The following is a 16,995-nucleotide window of genomic DNA, read 5'->3' as shown; positions in this document are numbered from 1 at the left end:
ACCTCGAACCGATCTGCTTCTCCACCTCCCGAACTTGTAAGTTTCTCTGCTACCTGAGCAATTGTTACCTGATTAAACGGGATAATGGTGCAAAGTCTCCGTACAGCGAGTGTTGATCTGCCGCCCGCCCACCCACTTCCCTGTACTCAAGCTTTCAACGCCCTTGGCAGTTGATTTAGGTCGGGCTGATTCTGATCAATCCTTATATGGAATAACCGTACCGCAGTACTCACAAGTCGCTGGTTTATCGGGATACACCACCGTCTTGGATCCACAGCCCGGGCAATCCAGGGAAACCGGCTCCTTTGGCGCAGGAGTGCTCACTGTTACAACCGTTTGCTGCCCGCCAAAAAGGGAACTCATAAATTCGGCGGCGCCTTTGACCGCCTCAGGATCAAAGTCAATAGGCGTCGATGATGGCGAAGAAGCCCTCGGCGAAGGCGAACCCGGTCTTTGCCTTTGCTCGGGGTAAGGACGGGGCCCAGTCGGCCCCAAATAATTTGGAATCGCCGTTTTCTTGGAGCCTTTGAATAACAAAATGCCAAGAAAGAGAAATAGGCCGGCTGGAAGCAGCAAAATTAAAGCTACAATTAATATCGAAGACGGATCTCCATCGGCGGCGAGAAGAACGATTAAAAATAAGCTTCCTAAAAGGCCGGCCAGGACCGTGCAAATAACTCCGAAGAAACTTTTAAAGAATGATTTCATGTGTTCCTCCTAATCAACTGTATACCAAACTATTTGGAAAGCAGCAACCGGGCGTTGCGGTCATCCAGCAGCTGCTTTAGCTCTTGCAGACGCAAAAGAACGGACTCTGCAGCAAGACTTTGCTCCTTCCCTCCTTGCCCAAGCTCCTCTTTCAACATATCGATCCGGAACAAAAGATCCTGATCCAGATATGCCAGAGCATCCGGGACGACCGGATCGCTGAAGCGCACTTGTTCGATCAGTTTCGTCAGGACCGCTTTGATTTCTCCGGCTTCCGCCTCTCCGTATGCCTCGATGCTCATGAGCAGGCTTTTGAGACCAGATTCGAGCTCATACAAATGAATAACCTGCGCTTGGGTGGTATCGTCACTTTTCAGCGCGTAATTCAGGAACAGCAAAATCGTTCCTCCAAGCAGCACGGCAATCGTCAAGGTTAGAATGTGCAGCAGAACTAATCCGCTCAAAAACCGGTCAGCGATCCCCGCAAAAAACGAATACACGAAAACGGCGATCAAATAACCCGCGGCGACAGTTCCCAGTGCCACAAAACCTGGAATATTCTTCTTGACGCGTTCGTAATGGTTTATCCAATAGGAAACATATTGCCATATCACGGTTTCGGCCAAAATCAGGGCGCCTAGGGAAATCCACGCCGAAAAAGCATCCATTCTCCCCTGCCAGATGATGGCGAATGCCGAAATGGTGGAGGCAAGTCCAACAAGGTACAGGATAAATATGATAAGTGAAGCGGCCGTATACCGTCGCAATCGCATTATCCTTCGCTCCCCTTCGATTGATCGGAGCCGCATTCAGGGCAAAATTTTTGCTTGGACTGAAGTTCATGTTGGCAGTTGTAGCATTTTAACGTTAATTCCGATCCGCAATTTCCGCAAAATTTGCTGTCTGCGCTAACCTGCTGACTGCATTTGGGGCAGCGTTTCGGTAAAGGCGATTTGCAGTTGATGCACTCGGCAGCGTTCTCGGGATTATCCGCCCCGCAAGTGGGGCATGCGTTGTACGGGTCTCCGCAGTTTGGGCAGAACTTGGAGCCTTTCATTAAAGCGGTGCCGCAGCGATTGCAAGTGATCACCGGTTCTGCCGCCGGCTTCTCTCCCGCTCTGGTCAACGAAACGCCGCACTGGCTGCAAAAAATCGATTGATCCGGGTTCATATGCTGGCAATTGGGACATTGGCAGGATTCTCCCGATGCCCGCAGCGCTTGGGACATGCGGGACATTTCATTGCCGATCGGACCACCGATGCTATAACCCATACCCATGCCGATGCCGGCCCCCATGATTCCCGCATTCGCGCCTCCTTCATTTTTGGCCGCGCCTTCCAGGGTATCAAACGTTCTTTCCTGCTGATAGTTAAAGCCGATGATATCCATCTCAGCCTTTTTGGCCAAAGCATCCCGCAAACGGACGACGGACGGGTCATCCTCAGGCACGTTAATGCTGTTGACGTAAAAGTTAAGCAAGCCAATACCGTATTCCTCAAGAACAGGGGTCATTGCCGCCTGAAAATGCATGGACATTTCGCCGATGTAGGCGTTGATTTCCAAAATGCTCACTTTTTTATGTACCAAATAAGAGGTTAAGGTCGAATTGATATTCATCGTGACGACGCCCCGGAAATACTCGACCAAATGTTGTTGATTAAATTCCGGAAGCGTGCCGATCAGCTTCACCAGGAATTTTCGGGAATCCGTGATCTGCACCCCAAACTGCCCAAAGGCTCTTACGGGAACGAGGACATTGTACTTGGGATCCTGCACATGGATCGGTTTGGGCGTCCCCCATTTTACATCAAGGGCACTTGCTTTGTTGACATACCAGACCTCGGCCGCAAATGGAGAGGTTCCCCCAAAAGGCAGATTAATAATATTGTTTAAAATCGGAATATTCGCTGTCATCAGCGTATGTCTTCCGGCGCCAAACAAGTCAAGCGCTTTGCCATCCTTGAACAAAATTGCTTCCTGCGACTGGGCCACGATCAGCTGTGTCCAAGTGCTAAGTTCCGCCTCGGGATGCTTCCAAGCGAAAACATCCGGAGATCCGTCGTATTTTACTACATCAATCAAAGCCATTTCAAATTCCCCTTATTCAAAATAATGACAAAATCCGCTACGTTTATATTCGGGATATCCAGGGTCATATCCTGCTTTGTGACTAGGATTTTGGTATGAAACCTCTATGGCATGTGACAGGCTCGTGGGCGGAGGGTATAATACTTTAGGAAGGATATCTTTTCCAATGAGGTGATAGGAATGAAAATAACATATTTGGGTCACTCCTGCATTCATTTGGATACGGGAAAACAGCAAATCATCATCGACCCTTTTCTGACCGGCAACCCGCTGGCGGGGATGCCGGCCGATGAGATCAAGGCGGATTACGTCCTGCTGACGCATGGGCATTCCGACCATATCAGCGACGCGGACAGCATTTCAAGACGCAACAACGCCCCCATCGTCGCCATCGTCGAGCTGGCGAATTATTTCGCGCACGCCGGGCTGCAAACGATCGGGATGAACCTGGGCGGTTCCATCCAATTGCCGTTCGGCAAACTGAAATGGGTTCCGGCGCTGCACAGCACTTCAGTGACCCGGCAGGACGGCGTCAGCCTTTATTTTGGCGTTGCCGCGGGCATTGTGTTGGAGCTTGACGGACTGACCATATATCATGCGGGCGACACGGCCCTGTTCAGCGATATGAAGCTGATCGGCAGCCGCCGTCCGATCGATCTGGCGTTTCTGCCGATCGGCGACCATTACACGATGGGACCGGAGGATGCGCTGGTCGCAGCCGAGTGGGTCAATGCCAAACACGTCGTCCCGGTTCACTACAACACCTTCGATTTGATCCGTCAGGATGGACAACGTTTTGTCGCCGAATTGCAGAAAATCGGGATTCAAGGCCACTTCTTAAAGCCAGCAGAAACCCTGCATACCGAAACTTGGAGTTAAACCCCGTTAAGCGGCAGGCCCCCGAACGATACTTTCCGAAGTATCGGCCGGGGGCCTGCTTTTTTCCAAGATCAGTCCGCCAATTCCTTTCCTTTCGTTTCTGTCCCCAGCCACCATACGGCCAGCGCCCCGATGACGATCGTTACGAAAAACAGCCAAAAAATCGAACCGATCGCCACATGCCGGGCAACGAGCATGCCGACGAGATAAGGCGCGATGATCCCCCCGACTCGTCCAAATGATGCGGCCATACCTACTCCCGTCGAACGAACCGAGGTAGGATACAGTTCGGGCGTATAGGCATACATGCCGCCCCATGCCCCCAGATTGAAGAAGGACAAGCAAATGCCGGCGGCCATCAGCATGCCTTCGCTGGTGGCGCTGCCGAACCAGGCCGCGCTTGCGGCGGTAAGCAGCAGGTAGAGCACCAGCACGAATTTGCGGCCGAACTTCTCAATGAAGTACGCGGCGGTGAAGTAGCCGGGAAGCTGGGCCAACGTCATGATCAAGACGTATTCAAAGCTTTTGACTAGGCTGAAGCCCTTTAGCACCATCACCGAGGGCAGCCACAAAAACATGCCGTAATACGAAAAAACGACGGTAAACCATAGGACCCACAGCATGACGGTGGAACGCCGATACGGCCTTTCCCAAACGGCAGCGAACCGTTTGCCGAAGGATGGAGCCTGCCCTTTCCTTCCGGCGACCTGTTCCCGGTAGCGTACCGGCTCTTGGATCGATTTGCGCAAATATAACGCGTAAAGCGCCGGAACCGCTCCGATCAGGAACGCCGCCTGCCAGCCCCATTTGGGAATAACGAAATAGGAGATTAATGCCGACGCAATCCAGCCGGCCGCCCAAAAGCTTTCAAGCAGCACCACCGCCCGCCCCCGCTCTTTGGCGGGAACGGATTCGGAAACGAGCGTGGAGGCCACCGGCAGCTCTCCGCCCAGTCCAAACCCTGCGATAAAGCGCAGCACGCATAAAACGGCGAACCCGGTCGCCGCCGCGGACAAGCCGCTCGCCACCGAAAAAATAAGCAGTGTCCACAACAGCACGGATTTCCGCCCGAACTTGTCCGCCATAAACCCGGCGATCGCCGCTCCAAAGGCCATTCCGACCGAATTGATGCTCGTAAAAAATCCGGTTTGCTCCGGAGTCAAACTCCACTCTGCCGCCAAAGCGGCGGCGATAAACGAGATAATGCCGACGTCCATGGCGTCGAACATCCAGCTGAGTCCGGCGCTCAGCAGCAGTTTTCTTTGTTTTGGCGGTGCCTTCGTTTCCAAGGCGTCGCCTGTTGTCGCATTCATCATCCATTGCCCCTTTTTGTAAGCCGCTACGTCAGCAGCAGAATGGATCAACTTATTTTTCCCCAATCGCAAAAAATTCGCTACGGTTCCATCCTTTTCCCCAATATTACGAGGTCCCGCTCCACACCGTCCAAATTGGCCACGCGCGGCAAAAGCGCCCACTGCTCGAAGCCGTACTTGCGCAGCAGCGCCAAACTTGGCTCATTATGGGCAAACACAAAACCAAGCAACGTTTTTACCTGCAGGCCGGGGCAAGCGGCAATCGCCTTGTTCAGTAATATCCCCCCGATCCCCCTCGAGCGGTACTCGCCGGCAATATAAACGCTGATTTCAGCGGTGGCGTTGTAAGCCGGACGGCCATAGAAGGACTGGAAGCTGAGCCAGGCGATGATGCGGCCGCCGGTTTTCATCACCCACAGGGGGCGAAAATCCGGGGAATGCTCATCAAACCATTTCTGCCTGCTGTCCACCGTAACCGGCTCCAAATCCGCCGTGACCATCCGTCCGGCAATCGTTTCGTTATAAATGGCGACGATTGCCGGCAAATCTTCCAGGCCTGCGTCTTCAATCGTATATTCCATGTCTGTAAGCATACGTACCTTCTCCCGTTTCCTTTTCTCCCGTTATTCTTCCATTAATCCGTTTCAAGCTTGATTTGAACGTAGTGCTCTACTGTTGGAAAAGGATCGTAAAAATGGTGCAGCAGCGCTTTCCACTCCTGGTAACGGGGCGACTTGCGGAAGCCGACCTCATGCGCCGTGATCGACTGCCATCTGACGAGCAGAATATATTTATTTTCCGTTTCCACGCATTTTTGAAGCTCATGTTCAATATAACCTTCCGTCTGGGCAATGATCTTCGACGCTTTGCGGAAATTGCTTTCGAATTCATTGATCATCCCGGGTTTTACGTGCAGCTCGGCTATTTCAAGAATCATTCTCTTCATCTCCTTCGTAAGGCTGATTATAGCACGGACTAAGCGCTTTATGAATCCAAATTGCCGCGGGTCGCCCCGTCTCCCTATCAATGTATTCGGACCGCCCGCACACCAACAACGCCATCGCCACGCTGATCGACGCCGAACGACGTACTTTCGAAGGGGAAAATCCCACGAAATGCAAAAGTGCGGGCGAATTTCGTCGAAACTCCCCGAAACGGACGGTGCAAATGCAAATGTGCAGTTCATCCCCGGTTAGAAGTCACTTTTTTATCAAATCGCTGATATTCAGATGCACTTTTGCAGTTGATCCCCATCAGTCCATTAACAAAAGAAGCCTGCCCCGCGATCGATCCGCCGGGAAGGCTTCTTTGTTAAGGCACCGACTAGCCGCCTAAAACTACGCGGTCGTCGGACAGCTTATGGCCGCTGATGCGCTCGAATTCGCCGAGCAGGAGCTCCATGGTCAAATCGCGTTTGCGCGACTCGTCCACGTCGAGGATGATGCGCCCGCCATCCATCATGATCAGGCGGTTGCCGAGGCGAATCGCCTGCTCCATATTATGCGTGACCATCAGCGTCGTCAGCTTCAGTTCGCTGACGATGTCGCGGGTCAGCTGCGTGACCAGCTCGGCGCGGGCCGGGTCAAGCGCGGCGGTGTGCTCGTCGAGCAGCAAAATTTGCGGCTCGGTGAACGTCGCCATCAGCAGGCTAAGCGCCTGGCGTTCGCCGCCGGACAACGTGCCGACTTTGGCCCGCAGCCGCCCTTCCAGCCTGATCCCGAGCCGGCTAAGCTGCTCCTGAAACATCGCCCGCCGCTTGGCGTTGACGCCAAAGCCCAGGCCGCGCCGCTTGCCGCGGGCATAAGCCATCGCCAAGTTCTCCTCAATCGTCATATGCGGCGCGGTTCCGGCCATCGGGTCCTGAAACACGCGGCCGATCCAGCGGCTCCGCTTGTACTCCGGCAGATGTCCGACATCGGCGCCGCCGATGCGGATTTCGCCGGCGTCGGGCTTAATGACGCCGGAGATCATGTTCATCAGCGTCGATTTACCTGCGCCGTTGCTGCCGATGACCGTTACGAAATCCCCTGGAGCGAGATGCAGATTAACGTCGATCAGAGCGATTTTCTCGTCCGGCGTTCCGGGGTGAAACAGCTTGGACACACGGGAAAGCTGCAGCATCAGAGCCCACCTCCCAGGCTTTTGTGCCCGGATGAACCGGTAATTTCGGCGGCCCGTTCCCGGGCCTGACTTTTTTGCTTAAGCGATCTGCGCACGGTCGGCAGCACGAGGGCGATAATAACGATGATCGCCGTGATCAGCTTCAAGTCGGTTTGCTCCAGCCATTCGACGCGCAGTGCGAGCGCTACGACGACCCGGTAAACGATCGAACCGAGCACGGCGGCCAGCGTCGCCCAAAATACCGTACGTGCTCCGAAAATCGCTTCCCCGATAATGACGGAAGCGAGGCCGATGACGATCATCCCGATCCCCGAAGAAATATCGGAAAATCCCGATTGCTGAGCGATCAGCGCCCCCGACACCGCCACGAGTCCGTTGGACAAGCTGAGGCCCAAAATAATCGTGTTGTCGGTGTGGGTGCCGAAGCTGCGGATCATCCGCTGATTGTCCCCGGTCGCCCGCAGCGCGAGGCCAAGCTCGGTGCGCAGGAACAGGTCCAGCAGCAGCTTGATCGCAATCACCACGAACGGCATCAGCACAAGCGGCGAAATCGATGTGAAAATCGTATCTTCCCCGAGCAATGCGACGTTCGGTTTGCCCATAATCCGCATATTGATGGAGTATAACGCGATCATCATCAATATCCCGGACAACAGGCCGTTAATGCGGCCTTTGGTATGAATGAGCCCGGTCAGGGCGCCGGCGGCCATCCCGCCGATGAAAGCGGCCGCGGTCGCGATCCAGGGGGAGATTCCCCCCGTGATCATCACGGCGGCAATGGCGCCGCCAGTCGTAAAACTGCCGTCCACGGTCAAATCCGGAAAATCCAGAATCCGAAACGTAATGTAAACGCCCAGCGCCATCACCGCATAGAGCAGTCCGGATTCCAGCGCTCCCAGCAGTGAATTTAACATGTTAGTACCTCCTCAAAAATTACGGAGCCGTTATTCGATAATGTTGTTTTCTTTGTCGACCACTTGATCCTTCATCGCGTCGGTCACTTCGATGCCCTGCTCTTTGGCCGCCTTCAGGTTGAGAATAAGATCAAGCTTATCCGGCACCGTCACTTTCATATCGCCGACCTTTTTGCCGTTTTTCAGTACATCCACGGCCATTTGCCCCACTTGATAACCGTGATCGTAGTATTTGAAGCCGACGGTGGCAAAAGCACCGCGTTCAACCGTGTCGCGGTCGCTGGAGAAGAAAGGAATGTCGTGTTCGTTGGCGACCTGGATGACCGTGTTGACGGCTTCGACGACGGTGTTGTCGAGCGTAATGTACAGCGCGTCGACGCGTCCGACCAGCGATTCCGCCGCTTGTTTTACTTCCGAGGTGTTTGTGACCGTAGCTTTAACCAGCTCAATGCCATGGGCCTTCAGCGCCTTTTCGGCCTGATCCGTCATGACGACCGCGTTGGGTTCGCCTTGATTCAGCACCACGCCGACTTTTTTGACATCCTTGAAATTCGCAGCGATAAAGTCCATCAGCTTTGTGATCGCTTCGGGATTTGTATCGGAAGCGCCGGAAATGTTGCCGCCCGGATGATCAAGGTTGTCAACCAATTTGGAGTCAACTGGATCGGTTACGGCCGCGAACAAAATCGGCGAGTTCTTCACCTGCTGGGCGACAGCCTGGGCCGGTGACGTAGCGATCGCCAATACCAGATCGTAATCTTCCCCGGCGATTTTTTGCGCGATGGCCATATTGTTTGGTGGATCGCCTTGCGCGTTATTGTAATCCAGCTTCAGGTTCTCGCCTTCCACGATCCCAGCGTCCTTCAGCGCCGCCATGAAACCTTCACGGGTCGCGTCCAGCGATGGATGCTCGACGATTTGCGAGATGGCGATCTTGTAAGTCTTATTGTCCGTCCCGCCTCCCGAACCTGCATTTTGCGTATTGCCGGCTTCGGCTGCTCCATTGCTTTGAGCGTTTGCACCATTCCTCGAGCTTGCACTGTTGCTGCCGCAGCCAATCACACTAAGCAGCATGAGAGATACCGCGAAAAATAGTCCGATTTTCTTCCTCATCTTCATTTTCCCCTTTCAACCATGATCAGGCCCTTTACAATAGAGCTGTAATGCACGATCCCGTTGACGCTTTCATAGATGAAAGTGATAAAGCGCGCGGGAACATGAATACGCTGCCCCGATTAGGACATGAGTATGACTTCTATATTAAATGGTGGTCAATTTTCCGTCAATAACCGGCTCCCGGCCAATTCTGGAAACCGCCGCTGCTTATTTTATAAAAATATGCTTTGCTTTCAGTCCTTTTGCCCCAAGCTCCAATATCCCGAAGCTGTATTTCTCCTCCCGCCGTTTGTCGGTTGGGGAACCGGGGTTAAACAGCAGCACGCCGCCGCTATGGGCGAGCAGCGGTTTGTGCGAATGGCCGAACAGCACGGCGTCGAGCTGCTTGCCGGTGAAAACGCGCTTGGCGTTGTCCAGGGCGTTATGCCCGCCTCCCGGCAAATGGCCGTGGGTCAGGCCGATTGTTTTCGATCCGAGCTCCAGCACTTTGTGGTAGCCGAACCGCCGGACGATGTCCGCAGGATCGTTGTTCCCGGCCACACCGTCAACCGGCGCGAGCGCGGACAACTGCTCATAGACCTCGAATGTGGTCCAGTCCCCCAAATGCAGGATCAGATCACAGCTTGCAAACTGCCGGATCAGGGCAGACGGTAGCTCCTTGCCCCGGCGCGGCAGATGCGTATCCGAAACGACGCCGATTCTCATGGTCCAGCCACCGAGGCCAGGCCATTGTATTCGTTTTTTTCCATGTCCTCACCCCAATTCAATGTGTTATCCGCGACCCTCTACCTGTAAATACACCCTTGCCTCATAAGGACGGAGCCGCAAATGACGAAGATCTTCCCATTTGTCCGGCTTATAGTTGGATATCAGAAGCTCGATCCCTTCGATCTTGACGGAATCGGGCCATTCGAATTCAGGTTCGCCCGAGGAGAAGTTCAGGATCACGAGCAGCCTGGTATCCTCAAGCGTCCGGGTATAGGCATAGATCTCCGGATGATCCTCCAGCAGCAGCCGGTACTCACCGTATACAAACACCTCATACCGCTTCCGCAAACGGATTAATTCCTTGTAATAGTGATATACGGAACCGCGGTCCCTTACCGCCTGGGCCGCGTTAATCTCCGCGTAATTGGGATTTACTGCGATCCACGGCGTCCCCGTCGTGAAACCCGCCTGTTCACCCGCCTCCCACTGCATCGGCGTACGGGCGTTGTCCCGGCTTTTCAGGTGAATGGCCCGCATGATCTCTTGCTTTGGCACCCCGGCCTGATGCCGTTCCTTATAATAATTCAGCGTTTCCACGTCCCGGTATTCTTCGATCGAGTCGAAAGCGATGTTGGTCATCCCGAGTTCCTCGCCCTGAAAAATATAAGGCGTCCCTTCCAGCGTATGGATGAAAGTGGCCAGCATTTTGGCCGAAGGAATCCGGTACTGTCCGTCATTTCCGAAGCGGGACACGCTGCGGGGCTGGTCGTGATTGCACAGATAGTTGGCGTTCCAGCCTTTTTCGTGCAGGGTCGTTTGCCAGCCGGTCATGACCCGCTTGAGGTCGGCCAGCTTCCATGGCACGACCTCCCATTTGCCGGTGCCGGGAGAAGCCGCATCCAAAAACATATGCTCAAACTGAAACGTCATATTCAGCTCCCGCCGGCCGTTCCCAACGTAATCGAGCGCTTGCTCGGGCCCCAGGCCCGAGGTTTCCCCCACGGTCATAATATCATAGAAATAAAGCACCTGATCGTGCAAATTTTGCAGCAGCGTATGGACGTGGTCCAGATTCGAAAACATTCCGTACGCCCGCACAGTCGGGGAATTGCCTGGATTGTCGGCGTCAGGAAGCCCTTTCGCTTTTACGATATGCGCGATGGCATCAAAGCGGAAACCGTCCACTCCTTTTTTTAGCCACCACTGGATCATGTTGTGCATCTCACCGATGACGGCCGGGTTCTCCCAGTTTAAATCCGGCTGATGTTTGGAGTACAAATGCAAATAATATTCGTCCGTCCGCGCGTCGTATTCCCACACCGAACCGCTGAAATACGACTCCCAGTTGTTCGGAGGGCCGCCGTTTTTCCCTTTTCGCCAGATGTAATAATCCCGTTTCGGGTTGTCTGTGGACTGCCGCGACTCCAAAAACCAGGGATGCTCGTCCGACGTGTGGTTCAGCACCAAATCCATCATCAGCTTCATTCCGCGCGCATGCAGCCCGTCCAGCAGTTCGTCGAAATCCTCCATCGTGCCGAATTGCGGTTTAATCTCGCAATAGTTGCTGATGTCATACCCGTTGTCGTGCCCGGGCGATTTGTAAATCGGACAGATCCACACCACATCGACACCGAGGTCCTGCAAATAATCCAGCTTGGAAATGATGCCGCGCAGATCGCCGATACCGTCGCCATTGGAATCTTTGAAGCTGATCGGGTAAATTTGATAAACTACGCTTTCCTTCCACCAAGTTCGCTTCATGCTTGCCGCCCTTTCTATATCTTTCGAATCCGCATCCGGCCTGTAGTATAACTATTTACCTCAGGCCCGAAATGTATAACCGGGAATTGGGCGCGTCAAGCCGAACCGGCTTAGCACAAGCAACCCGGGGACTTCGGCAAATCCCCGGGTTTAGAGCGTTATCTGTACTGCTCTACGATCTGCACGTATTTTCGTGTTAACTCGGCAAGCTCGCTTTCGGCCTTTCGTTCGGCGGCGTCCAGCTTCTGCATCAGACGGCCCACCTCGGATTGCTTCTGCTCGACCTGCGCCAACGTCTCGTGAATCCGGCCTTGCACCAGCCAATCGGCGATCAAGCCGTCAAAAAAATAGTCGGCAAACGTCAGCATCCCGCTGATTTCCATGTCGATAGGCAGACCGCCCCCCACGTCGCGAAGCTCGCACTCAAACCGGGCCAGGCTGCGTTGGGCCTGATAGATATGATCCATCGCCTCGTCGATCCGATTGTGCTTAATATGCGTGGATAACATGCCTCCGCCCAGCATATCGTACGTACCCCAATTTTTGGCGGAGTGAAGATCTTCCTCGGCGGCGCTTAAATCACTTTGCACCGATTGGCCGGCTAGGATTGCCTCTTCCAGCTCCTTTAATTGTACGCTTAGCTCGGCCCGCCGGTCGGCCAGCTCCGCAAGCTCGCTGTTTTGCCCCAAAACCTGCTGCTCCTTGGCCTGAAACGCACGGTCATAGGCCGATTTCCAGTTGCGGACCTCCTGCCACTGCTTTTCGAGCTGAGCTATTTGCTGCTCCAAGCTCCGAACCGTGCGATCGGACTCATCGTATTTCACTTTCGCTTCCAGTACCTGCCGCTGCTCACGGTCCAGCTTTTCCGCCTTGTTGCCGAGAATCGTAGCCAGCAGATTGGACAAGGACATTCTCGACAGCTTACGGACATCCTCTTCCTCGTCGGCCAGCTTACGCCGCCACCGGTCTCTGGCGCCTTCCGCTTCAGCCAGCTCCTTTCTGTACTGCTCGAGCCGTTTTCTCCACTTTTCCTCGTTGCGCCCTTTTTCCTTCAATTCCGCCAGTTGCCCGGTTAACTCCTCAAACAAAAGAATCCCTCCAAAATAAAGCGTATAAAGCGCCAGCATCTTTTGTTGCACGATATTCCCCTGGATGCACCTATGCTTTTAAATACGCACCGAACGGCGTTTATGTTTCACCTCGCGGTTCCGGGGTTCCAAGGCTCGGCTCCGCTGGCTTCCGCTTGCCTCACGATCTCCTCGCACAGCCTATGGGTTTCGAGGGCATCCTGCAGCGAAATGGCCGGCGTTTTGTCCTCCATCACACAGGCGATAAAATGATCGATGATACTCACGAATCCCCGGCGGTACAGCACCGTATCCCAATCATTAAATTTAAGCAGCCGCGCTTCGCCGCCGGCAAAATGTTCCGTCGTATTCAGGCCGTCGATTCTCCATTTGTTGCCCGGGCTCATCACTTCCACCGTTTCGTCGTTCGCTCCCGAGTCGCGGTTCATAATCCCCATGCAGCTAAATCCGTTCCCTTCAAGCTGGAGCACGACATGATAAAGCTTCCCGTCCTGTATATGCGCCGACACGCGGACGTCGTTGATTGTGCCTGGTGCTAAAAAGCGGATCGTATCCACGACATGGATAAAATCGTCGAAAACGAAGCGGCGGGCGTAATCCGGCGAGTGGGTCCGGTTCTTCTGCATCAGCACAAGCCGGCGGTGTTCCTGCGCTTTCATCGCGGCAACCATCGGGGCATAGCGGCGGTTGAAGCCCGTCATCAGCTTGACGCCTTTTTGCTTTGCTAACCGGCTGACGCTTTCGGCTTGTTCATAGTTGTAGGCGATCGGCTTATCGATATAGACATGGACGCCATGGCGGATCAGTTGTTCGGCCATCGCGGCATGTGATTCCGTTGCGCTGTGAATAAACGCGGCTTCCACCCCGGTTTCAATCAGTTGCTCCACGCTGTCCGCCGTTTTCGCAATGCGGTATTTGGCGGCCAGCCAGCCTAATGTATCCCGGTTCCGGGTACAAAAAACGAGCTCGATATCCTCTCTGCCCGTCATTACCGGCAAATACGCCTTTTGTGCGATATCGCCGAGCCCGATAATTCCTATACGCATCAAAAATCCTCCTCGTTATTCTATTGCTCCAATTCACCGATTGTCGTATCCAAGCTGGCTCCAGCAGTTTGCCCTGCGTTAACAATAGTGTGATAGAGTGGTGGGAAACGCCTCAACCAAGTTGGGGAGGCGGCAAAAAAGGAGCGGTATTATGAAAATGAAGACGCTTGAACCCGCTGCGCCCGCACCTTCTCCTCAAGGCGCTTTTCGCCGCGCAAGGGAGATTTTTGCGGTTTCCGCCAAGCTGGGGCTTACTTCGTTCGGAGGGCCAATCGCCCATCTCGGTTATTTTCATGAAGAGTACGTAAAAAAGCGGAAATGGCTCAGCGAGCAAAAATATACGGAATTGGTCGCCTTGTGCCAGCTCCTCCCGGGCCCGGCAAGCAGCCAGGTGGGAATGGGGATCGGCTTGTACCGCGGCGGCGTGCTCGGAGCATTGGCGGCCTGGGCCGGCTTCACCTTGCCTTCCGTCTTGCTGCTTGTGCTGTTCGCGCTGCTGCTCAAAGGTTCGGAATTGGCGAACAGCGGCTGGCTGCACGGTCTCAAGCTCATCGCCGTGGCGATTGTGGCGCAAGCCGTCTGGAGCATGGGTCAAAAGCTAGCTGCCGGACGCAGCAGGGCCACGATCGCCGTGCTTGCGGCCGCCTGCGCCTTGTTATGGCCAAACGGGCTTACGCAGGTGCTGATTATTCTCATTTCGGGGTTTATCGGCATATGGTTGTACCGCGACTTGCCCAGTGCGCCGTCCCCGCGCGTGGACGAGGAGCCATCCACAGCGATAAATATCGGCAGGAACTGGGCCTTTGCCGCTCTGGCGGCTTTCTTTGGGCTGCTGGTGATCCTCCCGCTCAGCGGTTGGTTATGGCCGGTCCCCGGCCTACAGCTGTTCGACGGCTTCTACCGGGCCGGTTCGCTCGTATTCGGCGGCGGCCATGTCGTGCTCCCGCTGCTGGAAAGCACCGTTGTGCCCCGGGGATGGATCGGCGAAGCGGATTTCCTCGCTGGATACGGTGCCGCCCAGGCGGTTCCCGGGCCGCTATTCACATTCGCCTCATATTTGGGAGCGGCGATCGGCGGAGTATTTGGCGCTGTGCTGGCCACGGTGGCGATTTTTTTACCGGCTTTTCTGCTCGTCATCGGGGTGCTCCCGTTCTGGAGCCGCCTGCGCGTCATGCCGAACATCCACCGCGCGCTGCAAGGCGTCAACGCCGCAGTGGTCGGGATTTTGCTCGCCGCCTTGTACGATCCGATCTGGACATCCTCCGTCCGGCATACCGGTGACGTTGTGCTGGTGCTTGCCATGTTCGCCCTGCTCGTTTATTGGAAGCTGCCCCCCTGGATCGTCGTCCTCGCCGGCGCTGCGGGCGGCGTTGCGCTCGGCTGGGCCTATGGTTCGTAAATCTAATTTCGGAAGCCAATCGAGATTATTTGCTGGAAAACAGGCTTTTCATTAAGGAGTAGCCGCTGAGCAGGCCAATAAAGAACAGCTGTACCTGGCCCACCCATTGACTGTATCCGACGATGCGGATTTGGTTGATATAAATCGTTATAAGCGGGTACAACAGCAGGATGAGGCTGGGCAAAAATACGAAAAAGAACAGCGGGCGGTGCAAGCTTTTCCGGCGCGGCCATCCGCTCAAAAAGCTCAAGTATAGTCCGAAAACAAAAGAATAAACGATATCCCCCAGCAAGCTGTAGTCCATTCTGTACAACGTGCCGGTCTTTTGATCCATCATGTGGGTAAACTGCTGTCCATAATACACAAGCACGATCGCCCCAACGATCCAAACCAAATAATAAAAATATCCTTTCGAGTTGTTCATCGCTTCATTCCCCTATCAGTAAGTATTCTAAGAAGCGTCATATGCGGGTCACTCAAATTTTATCACAAATCCGGGCGGGGGCGTTGAACTAAATGATCGTACGGCAGAGGCGGCCGGGTGAAATGTTCTTTCGAATGTAATTCGAGCAGAACAGGGTCAAATATTCAAAGCTGTTGCTCGTGTGGGGACGCTCGTCTAAAATTCCGGCTTCGCCAAGCGCGGCGGTTGCCCCGCAGTATGCGGATTTCATAGGTATCCTCCTTTTGTCCCGTTCTCCTCGATAATCACTTGAGATACAGGCAGATGAACAAATTCGCCGTACCGCCGGGCCGCCTCGATAACGCGCTCTTTCCTGCTCCCCAACGCAGTGAACGGACGGATCACGATATCGATTCCGCTTTTTTTGACCGTTCGTTTCCAGGTTCCTGCAACCTCGCCATTAACAACAAGCATTGGCATAAAAACGCCGTTGTTGCCGGGAACAATCAACGGAGCGTAGTCTGGATCCAACACAGCGCTCCTGTCTTTGTAGCCAAGTAAATATTCGTCATAACCCGGCAGCAAGCAAATGATGGAGTCCTCCACGTTTACCTGGGCGTCATCCGGGCCCATCCAGTAGTCAACGCCTTCGATTTTTTCCGAATAGAGCGTTTTTTGTACCGACTCCAGTCCATTCCGTGCCTCCGTGATCGTCAGCCCCGACCACCAAGCAAAATCATGAAGCGTTGCAGGTCCATGTCCGGTAAAAAAACGTCGCGCCAGCTCTCTAAGCGATTCCTCTGCGGAAAGCTTGTTATGGCGATAAACCCAATCTTCCAGCAACACGAAGGTTTGTTGCTTCCCCTCCACGGGCCCCAGACATATCAGGCCCGTCTGCGCCAAGTACCACAACAAATGATAACCGCGCTGTTGTTTGGTGTCGATCCCGGCATCCTCCAACAATTTCATCAAGTCCGGACGAGAGAGCCACCGCTTTTCTTTTAATGCGCTGTAAATGATCTTTTCGGATTGGGTTATCCGCTTCGGGTCAAGCTCGAGCTGCTCCAGTCTGCGTTTATCCTTGGCCAGGATCCGGGGCGTGAGCAGTTTGAGCATCCAGTTCAAATCTTCCGCAGGCACAAAATGCAGAGTACCGCGCATAGCCCAGGTAAGTATAATATGTTTATCGGCTATAGCCTGTTCGATCTCTCCGGCGCTCGCGTTCTGCATGCGCAGTCCGATCGCCCATAGGGCTTGCGTATAATCCTGCGCCTGTAATGCGCCCAATCTTCTTGTCACTTCGCTAGGCGTTTTCTCCTTCAACCAGGCAATACGTTGGTTACGCAGCCGGCGATAAGCTATTTCTTTGTTTGCCATTTCTTTACCTCCAAATCATTTCAACGCTGTCTGCCAATATATTAATGTGTGGGAGCAGGATTGTATTGTAAAT

At 54.2% G+C, this 16,995-nt stretch carries 18 protein-coding genes; 2 read left to right on the top strand and 16 right to left on the bottom strand.

Features of this window, described 5'->3' with window-relative positions; genetic code table 11:
* Positions 1–195 precede the first annotated feature (195 nt).
* Genes ACLD72_RS06325 through ACLD72_RS06315 form a run of 3 tightly spaced genes read right to left on the bottom strand, consistent with a single transcriptional unit; the run spans position 196 to position 2,797 of the window.
* Positions 196–708, bottom strand: a complete 513-nt coding sequence (locus ACLD72_RS06325) for a hypothetical protein (protein ID WP_411000952.1) — start codon at positions 706–708, stop codon at positions 196–198.
* A 29-nt stretch (positions 709–737) separates the two neighbouring features.
* Positions 738–1,481 (bottom strand): hypothetical protein, encoded by a 744-nt coding sequence (locus ACLD72_RS06320; RefSeq protein WP_411000950.1) that lies wholly within the window; start codon positions 1,479–1,481, stop codon positions 738–740.
* Positions 1,481–2,797, bottom strand: a complete 1,317-nt coding sequence (locus tag ACLD72_RS06315; RefSeq protein WP_411000948.1) for an SPFH domain-containing protein — start codon at positions 2,795–2,797, stop codon at positions 1,481–1,483. Before ACLD72_RS06315 ends, ACLD72_RS06320 begins: the two co-directional genes overlap by 1 nt.
* Positions 2,798–2,977: 180 nt before the next feature.
* Here ACLD72_RS06315 and ACLD72_RS06310 point away from each other — a divergent pair, with 180 nt between their 5' ends.
* Positions 2,978–3,676: a metal-dependent hydrolase gene (locus tag ACLD72_RS06310; protein ID WP_411000946.1), complete on the top strand. Its 699-nt coding sequence runs from the start codon at positions 2,978–2,980 to the stop codon at positions 3,674–3,676.
* A gap of 71 nt (positions 3,677–3,747) precedes the next feature.
* Here ACLD72_RS06310 and ACLD72_RS06305 read toward each other — a convergent pair whose 3' ends face one another.
* The 10 genes from ACLD72_RS06305 to ACLD72_RS06260 all read right to left on the bottom strand — a co-directional run bounded on the left by ACLD72_RS06305 (position 3,748) and on the right by ACLD72_RS06260 (position 13,743).
* The gene (locus ACLD72_RS06305) at positions 3,748–4,989 is read right to left on the bottom strand and encodes an MFS transporter (RefSeq protein ID WP_411001147.1); all 1,242 of its coding nucleotides are present in this window, start codon (positions 4,987–4,989) and stop codon (positions 3,748–3,750) included.
* A gap of 80 nt (positions 4,990–5,069) precedes the next feature.
* Complete coding sequence (locus ACLD72_RS06300; protein WP_458475638.1) at positions 5,070–5,570, bottom strand: N-acetyltransferase family protein; 501 nt, start codon at positions 5,568–5,570, stop codon at positions 5,070–5,072.
* A gap of 53 nt (positions 5,571–5,623) precedes the next feature.
* A complete protein-coding gene (locus ACLD72_RS06295) occupies positions 5,624–5,926 on the bottom strand; it encodes an antibiotic biosynthesis monooxygenase family protein (protein ID WP_411000942.1) in 303 nt (100 codons plus the stop codon).
* A gap of 386 nt (positions 5,927–6,312) precedes the next feature.
* Entirely contained in the window at positions 6,313–7,110 is a 798-nt protein-coding gene (locus tag ACLD72_RS06290) for an ABC transporter ATP-binding protein (RefSeq protein ID WP_411000940.1), read from the bottom strand.
* Complete coding sequence (locus ACLD72_RS06285) at positions 7,110–8,024, bottom strand: ABC transporter permease (RefSeq protein WP_251587891.1); 915 nt, start codon at positions 8,022–8,024, stop codon at positions 7,110–7,112. The genes ACLD72_RS06290 and ACLD72_RS06285 overlap by 1 nt, the downstream gene beginning before the upstream one ends.
* A gap of 30 nt (positions 8,025–8,054) precedes the next feature.
* Positions 8,055–9,137, bottom strand: a complete 1,083-nt coding sequence (locus tag ACLD72_RS06280) for an ABC transporter substrate-binding protein (RefSeq protein ID WP_411000938.1) — start codon at positions 9,135–9,137, stop codon at positions 8,055–8,057.
* 210 nt (positions 9,138–9,347) lie between these two features.
* Positions 9,348–9,845 carry a metallophosphoesterase family protein gene (locus ACLD72_RS06275; RefSeq protein ID WP_411000936.1) on the bottom strand — a complete coding sequence of 166 codons (498 nt, stop codon included), beginning with the start codon at positions 9,843–9,845 and terminating at the stop codon, positions 9,348–9,350.
* A 66-nt stretch (positions 9,846–9,911) separates the two neighbouring features.
* Positions 9,912–11,609 (bottom strand): glycoside hydrolase family 13 protein, encoded by a 1,698-nt coding sequence (locus ACLD72_RS06270; protein WP_411000934.1) that lies wholly within the window; start codon positions 11,607–11,609, stop codon positions 9,912–9,914.
* 158 nt (positions 11,610–11,767) lie between these two features.
* A complete protein-coding gene (locus ACLD72_RS06265) occupies positions 11,768–12,748 on the bottom strand; it encodes a hypothetical protein (protein ID WP_411000932.1) in 981 nt (326 codons plus the stop codon).
* 56 nt (positions 12,749–12,804) lie between these two features.
* The gene (locus ACLD72_RS06260; RefSeq protein WP_411000930.1) at positions 12,805–13,743 is read right to left on the bottom strand and encodes a Gfo/Idh/MocA family protein; all 939 of its coding nucleotides are present in this window, start codon (positions 13,741–13,743) and stop codon (positions 12,805–12,807) included.
* A 157-nt stretch (positions 13,744–13,900) separates the two neighbouring features.
* On the opposite strand from ACLD72_RS06260, the gene chrA reads away from it, so the two are divergent.
* On the top strand, positions 13,901–15,142 hold the full coding sequence (gene chrA, locus ACLD72_RS06255) for a chromate efflux transporter (protein ID WP_411001145.1): 1,242 nt from the start codon (positions 13,901–13,903) through the stop codon (positions 15,140–15,142).
* Between the two features lie 25 nt (positions 15,143–15,167).
* On the opposite strand, the gene ACLD72_RS06250 is transcribed toward chrA, so the two are convergent.
* The 3 genes from ACLD72_RS06250 to ACLD72_RS06240 all read right to left on the bottom strand — a co-directional run bounded on the left by ACLD72_RS06250 (position 15,168) and on the right by ACLD72_RS06240 (position 16,922).
* Positions 15,168–15,566: a hypothetical protein gene (locus ACLD72_RS06250; protein ID WP_411000928.1), complete on the bottom strand. Its 399-nt coding sequence runs from the start codon at positions 15,564–15,566 to the stop codon at positions 15,168–15,170.
* An 88-nt stretch (positions 15,567–15,654) separates the two neighbouring features.
* Positions 15,655–15,816, bottom strand: a complete 162-nt coding sequence (locus tag ACLD72_RS06245; RefSeq protein ID WP_411000926.1) for a hypothetical protein — start codon at positions 15,814–15,816, stop codon at positions 15,655–15,657.
* Entirely contained in the window at positions 15,813–16,922 is a 1,110-nt protein-coding gene (locus ACLD72_RS06240) for a winged helix DNA-binding domain-containing protein (protein ID WP_411000924.1), read from the bottom strand. The genes ACLD72_RS06245 and ACLD72_RS06240 overlap by 4 nt, the downstream gene beginning before the upstream one ends.
* Positions 16,923–16,995 lie beyond the last annotated feature (73 nt).

The sequence above is a fragment of the Paenibacillus lacisediminis genome, assembly GCF_046567315.2.
Note: the sequence above shows the minus strand (reverse complement) of the source record. Positions and strands in the feature narration are given on the sequence as shown.

Coding starts and splice junctions, on each gene's coding strand:
- ACLD72_RS06325 (WP_411000952.1), bottom strand. CDS start 708: ATGAAATCATTCTTTAAAAGTTTCTTCGGAGTTATTTGCACGGTCCTG.
- ACLD72_RS06320 (WP_411000950.1), bottom strand. CDS start 1,481: ATGCGATTGCGACGGTATACGGCCGCTTCACTTATCATATTTATCCTG.
- ACLD72_RS06315 (WP_411000948.1), bottom strand. CDS start 2,797: ATGGCTTTGATTGATGTAGTAAAATACGACGGATCTCCGGATGTTTTC.
- ACLD72_RS06310 (WP_411000946.1), top strand. CDS start 2,978: ATGAAAATAACATATTTGGGTCACTCCTGCATTCATTTGGATACGGGA.
- ACLD72_RS06305 (WP_411001147.1), bottom strand. CDS start 4,989: ATGAATGCGACAACAGGCGACGCCTTGGAAACGAAGGCACCGCCAAAA.
- ACLD72_RS06300 (WP_458475638.1), bottom strand. CDS start 5,570: ATGGAATATACGATTGAAGACGCAGGCCTGGAAGATTTGCCGGCAATC.
- ACLD72_RS06295 (WP_411000942.1), bottom strand. CDS start 5,926: ATGATTCTTGAAATAGCCGAGCTGCACGTAAAACCCGGGATGATCAAT.
- ACLD72_RS06290 (WP_411000940.1), bottom strand. CDS start 7,110: ATGCTGCAGCTTTCCCGTGTGTCCAAGCTGTTTCACCCCGGAACGCCG.
- ACLD72_RS06285 (WP_251587891.1), bottom strand. CDS start 8,024: ATGTTAAATTCACTGCTGGGAGCGCTGGAATCCGGACTGCTCTATGCG.
- ACLD72_RS06280 (WP_411000938.1), bottom strand. CDS start 9,137: ATGAGGAAGAAAATCGGACTATTTTTCGCGGTATCTCTCATGCTGCTT.
- ACLD72_RS06275 (WP_411000936.1), bottom strand. CDS start 9,845: ATGAGAATCGGCGTCGTTTCGGATACGCATCTGCCGCGCCGGGGCAAG.
- ACLD72_RS06270 (WP_411000934.1), bottom strand. CDS start 11,609: ATGAAGCGAACTTGGTGGAAGGAAAGCGTAGTTTATCAAATTTACCCG.
- ACLD72_RS06260 (WP_411000930.1), bottom strand. CDS start 13,743: ATGCGTATAGGAATTATCGGGCTCGGCGATATCGCACAAAAGGCGTAT.
- chrA (WP_411001145.1), top strand. CDS start 13,901: ATGAAGACGCTTGAACCCGCTGCGCCCGCACCTTCTCCTCAAGGCGCT.
- ACLD72_RS06250 (WP_411000928.1), bottom strand. CDS start 15,566: ATGAACAACTCGAAAGGATATTTTTATTATTTGGTTTGGATCGTTGGG.
- ACLD72_RS06245 (WP_411000926.1), bottom strand. CDS start 15,816: ATGAAATCCGCATACTGCGGGGCAACCGCCGCGCTTGGCGAAGCCGGA.
- ACLD72_RS06240 (WP_411000924.1), bottom strand. CDS start 16,922: ATGGCAAACAAAGAAATAGCTTATCGCCGGCTGCGTAACCAACGTATT.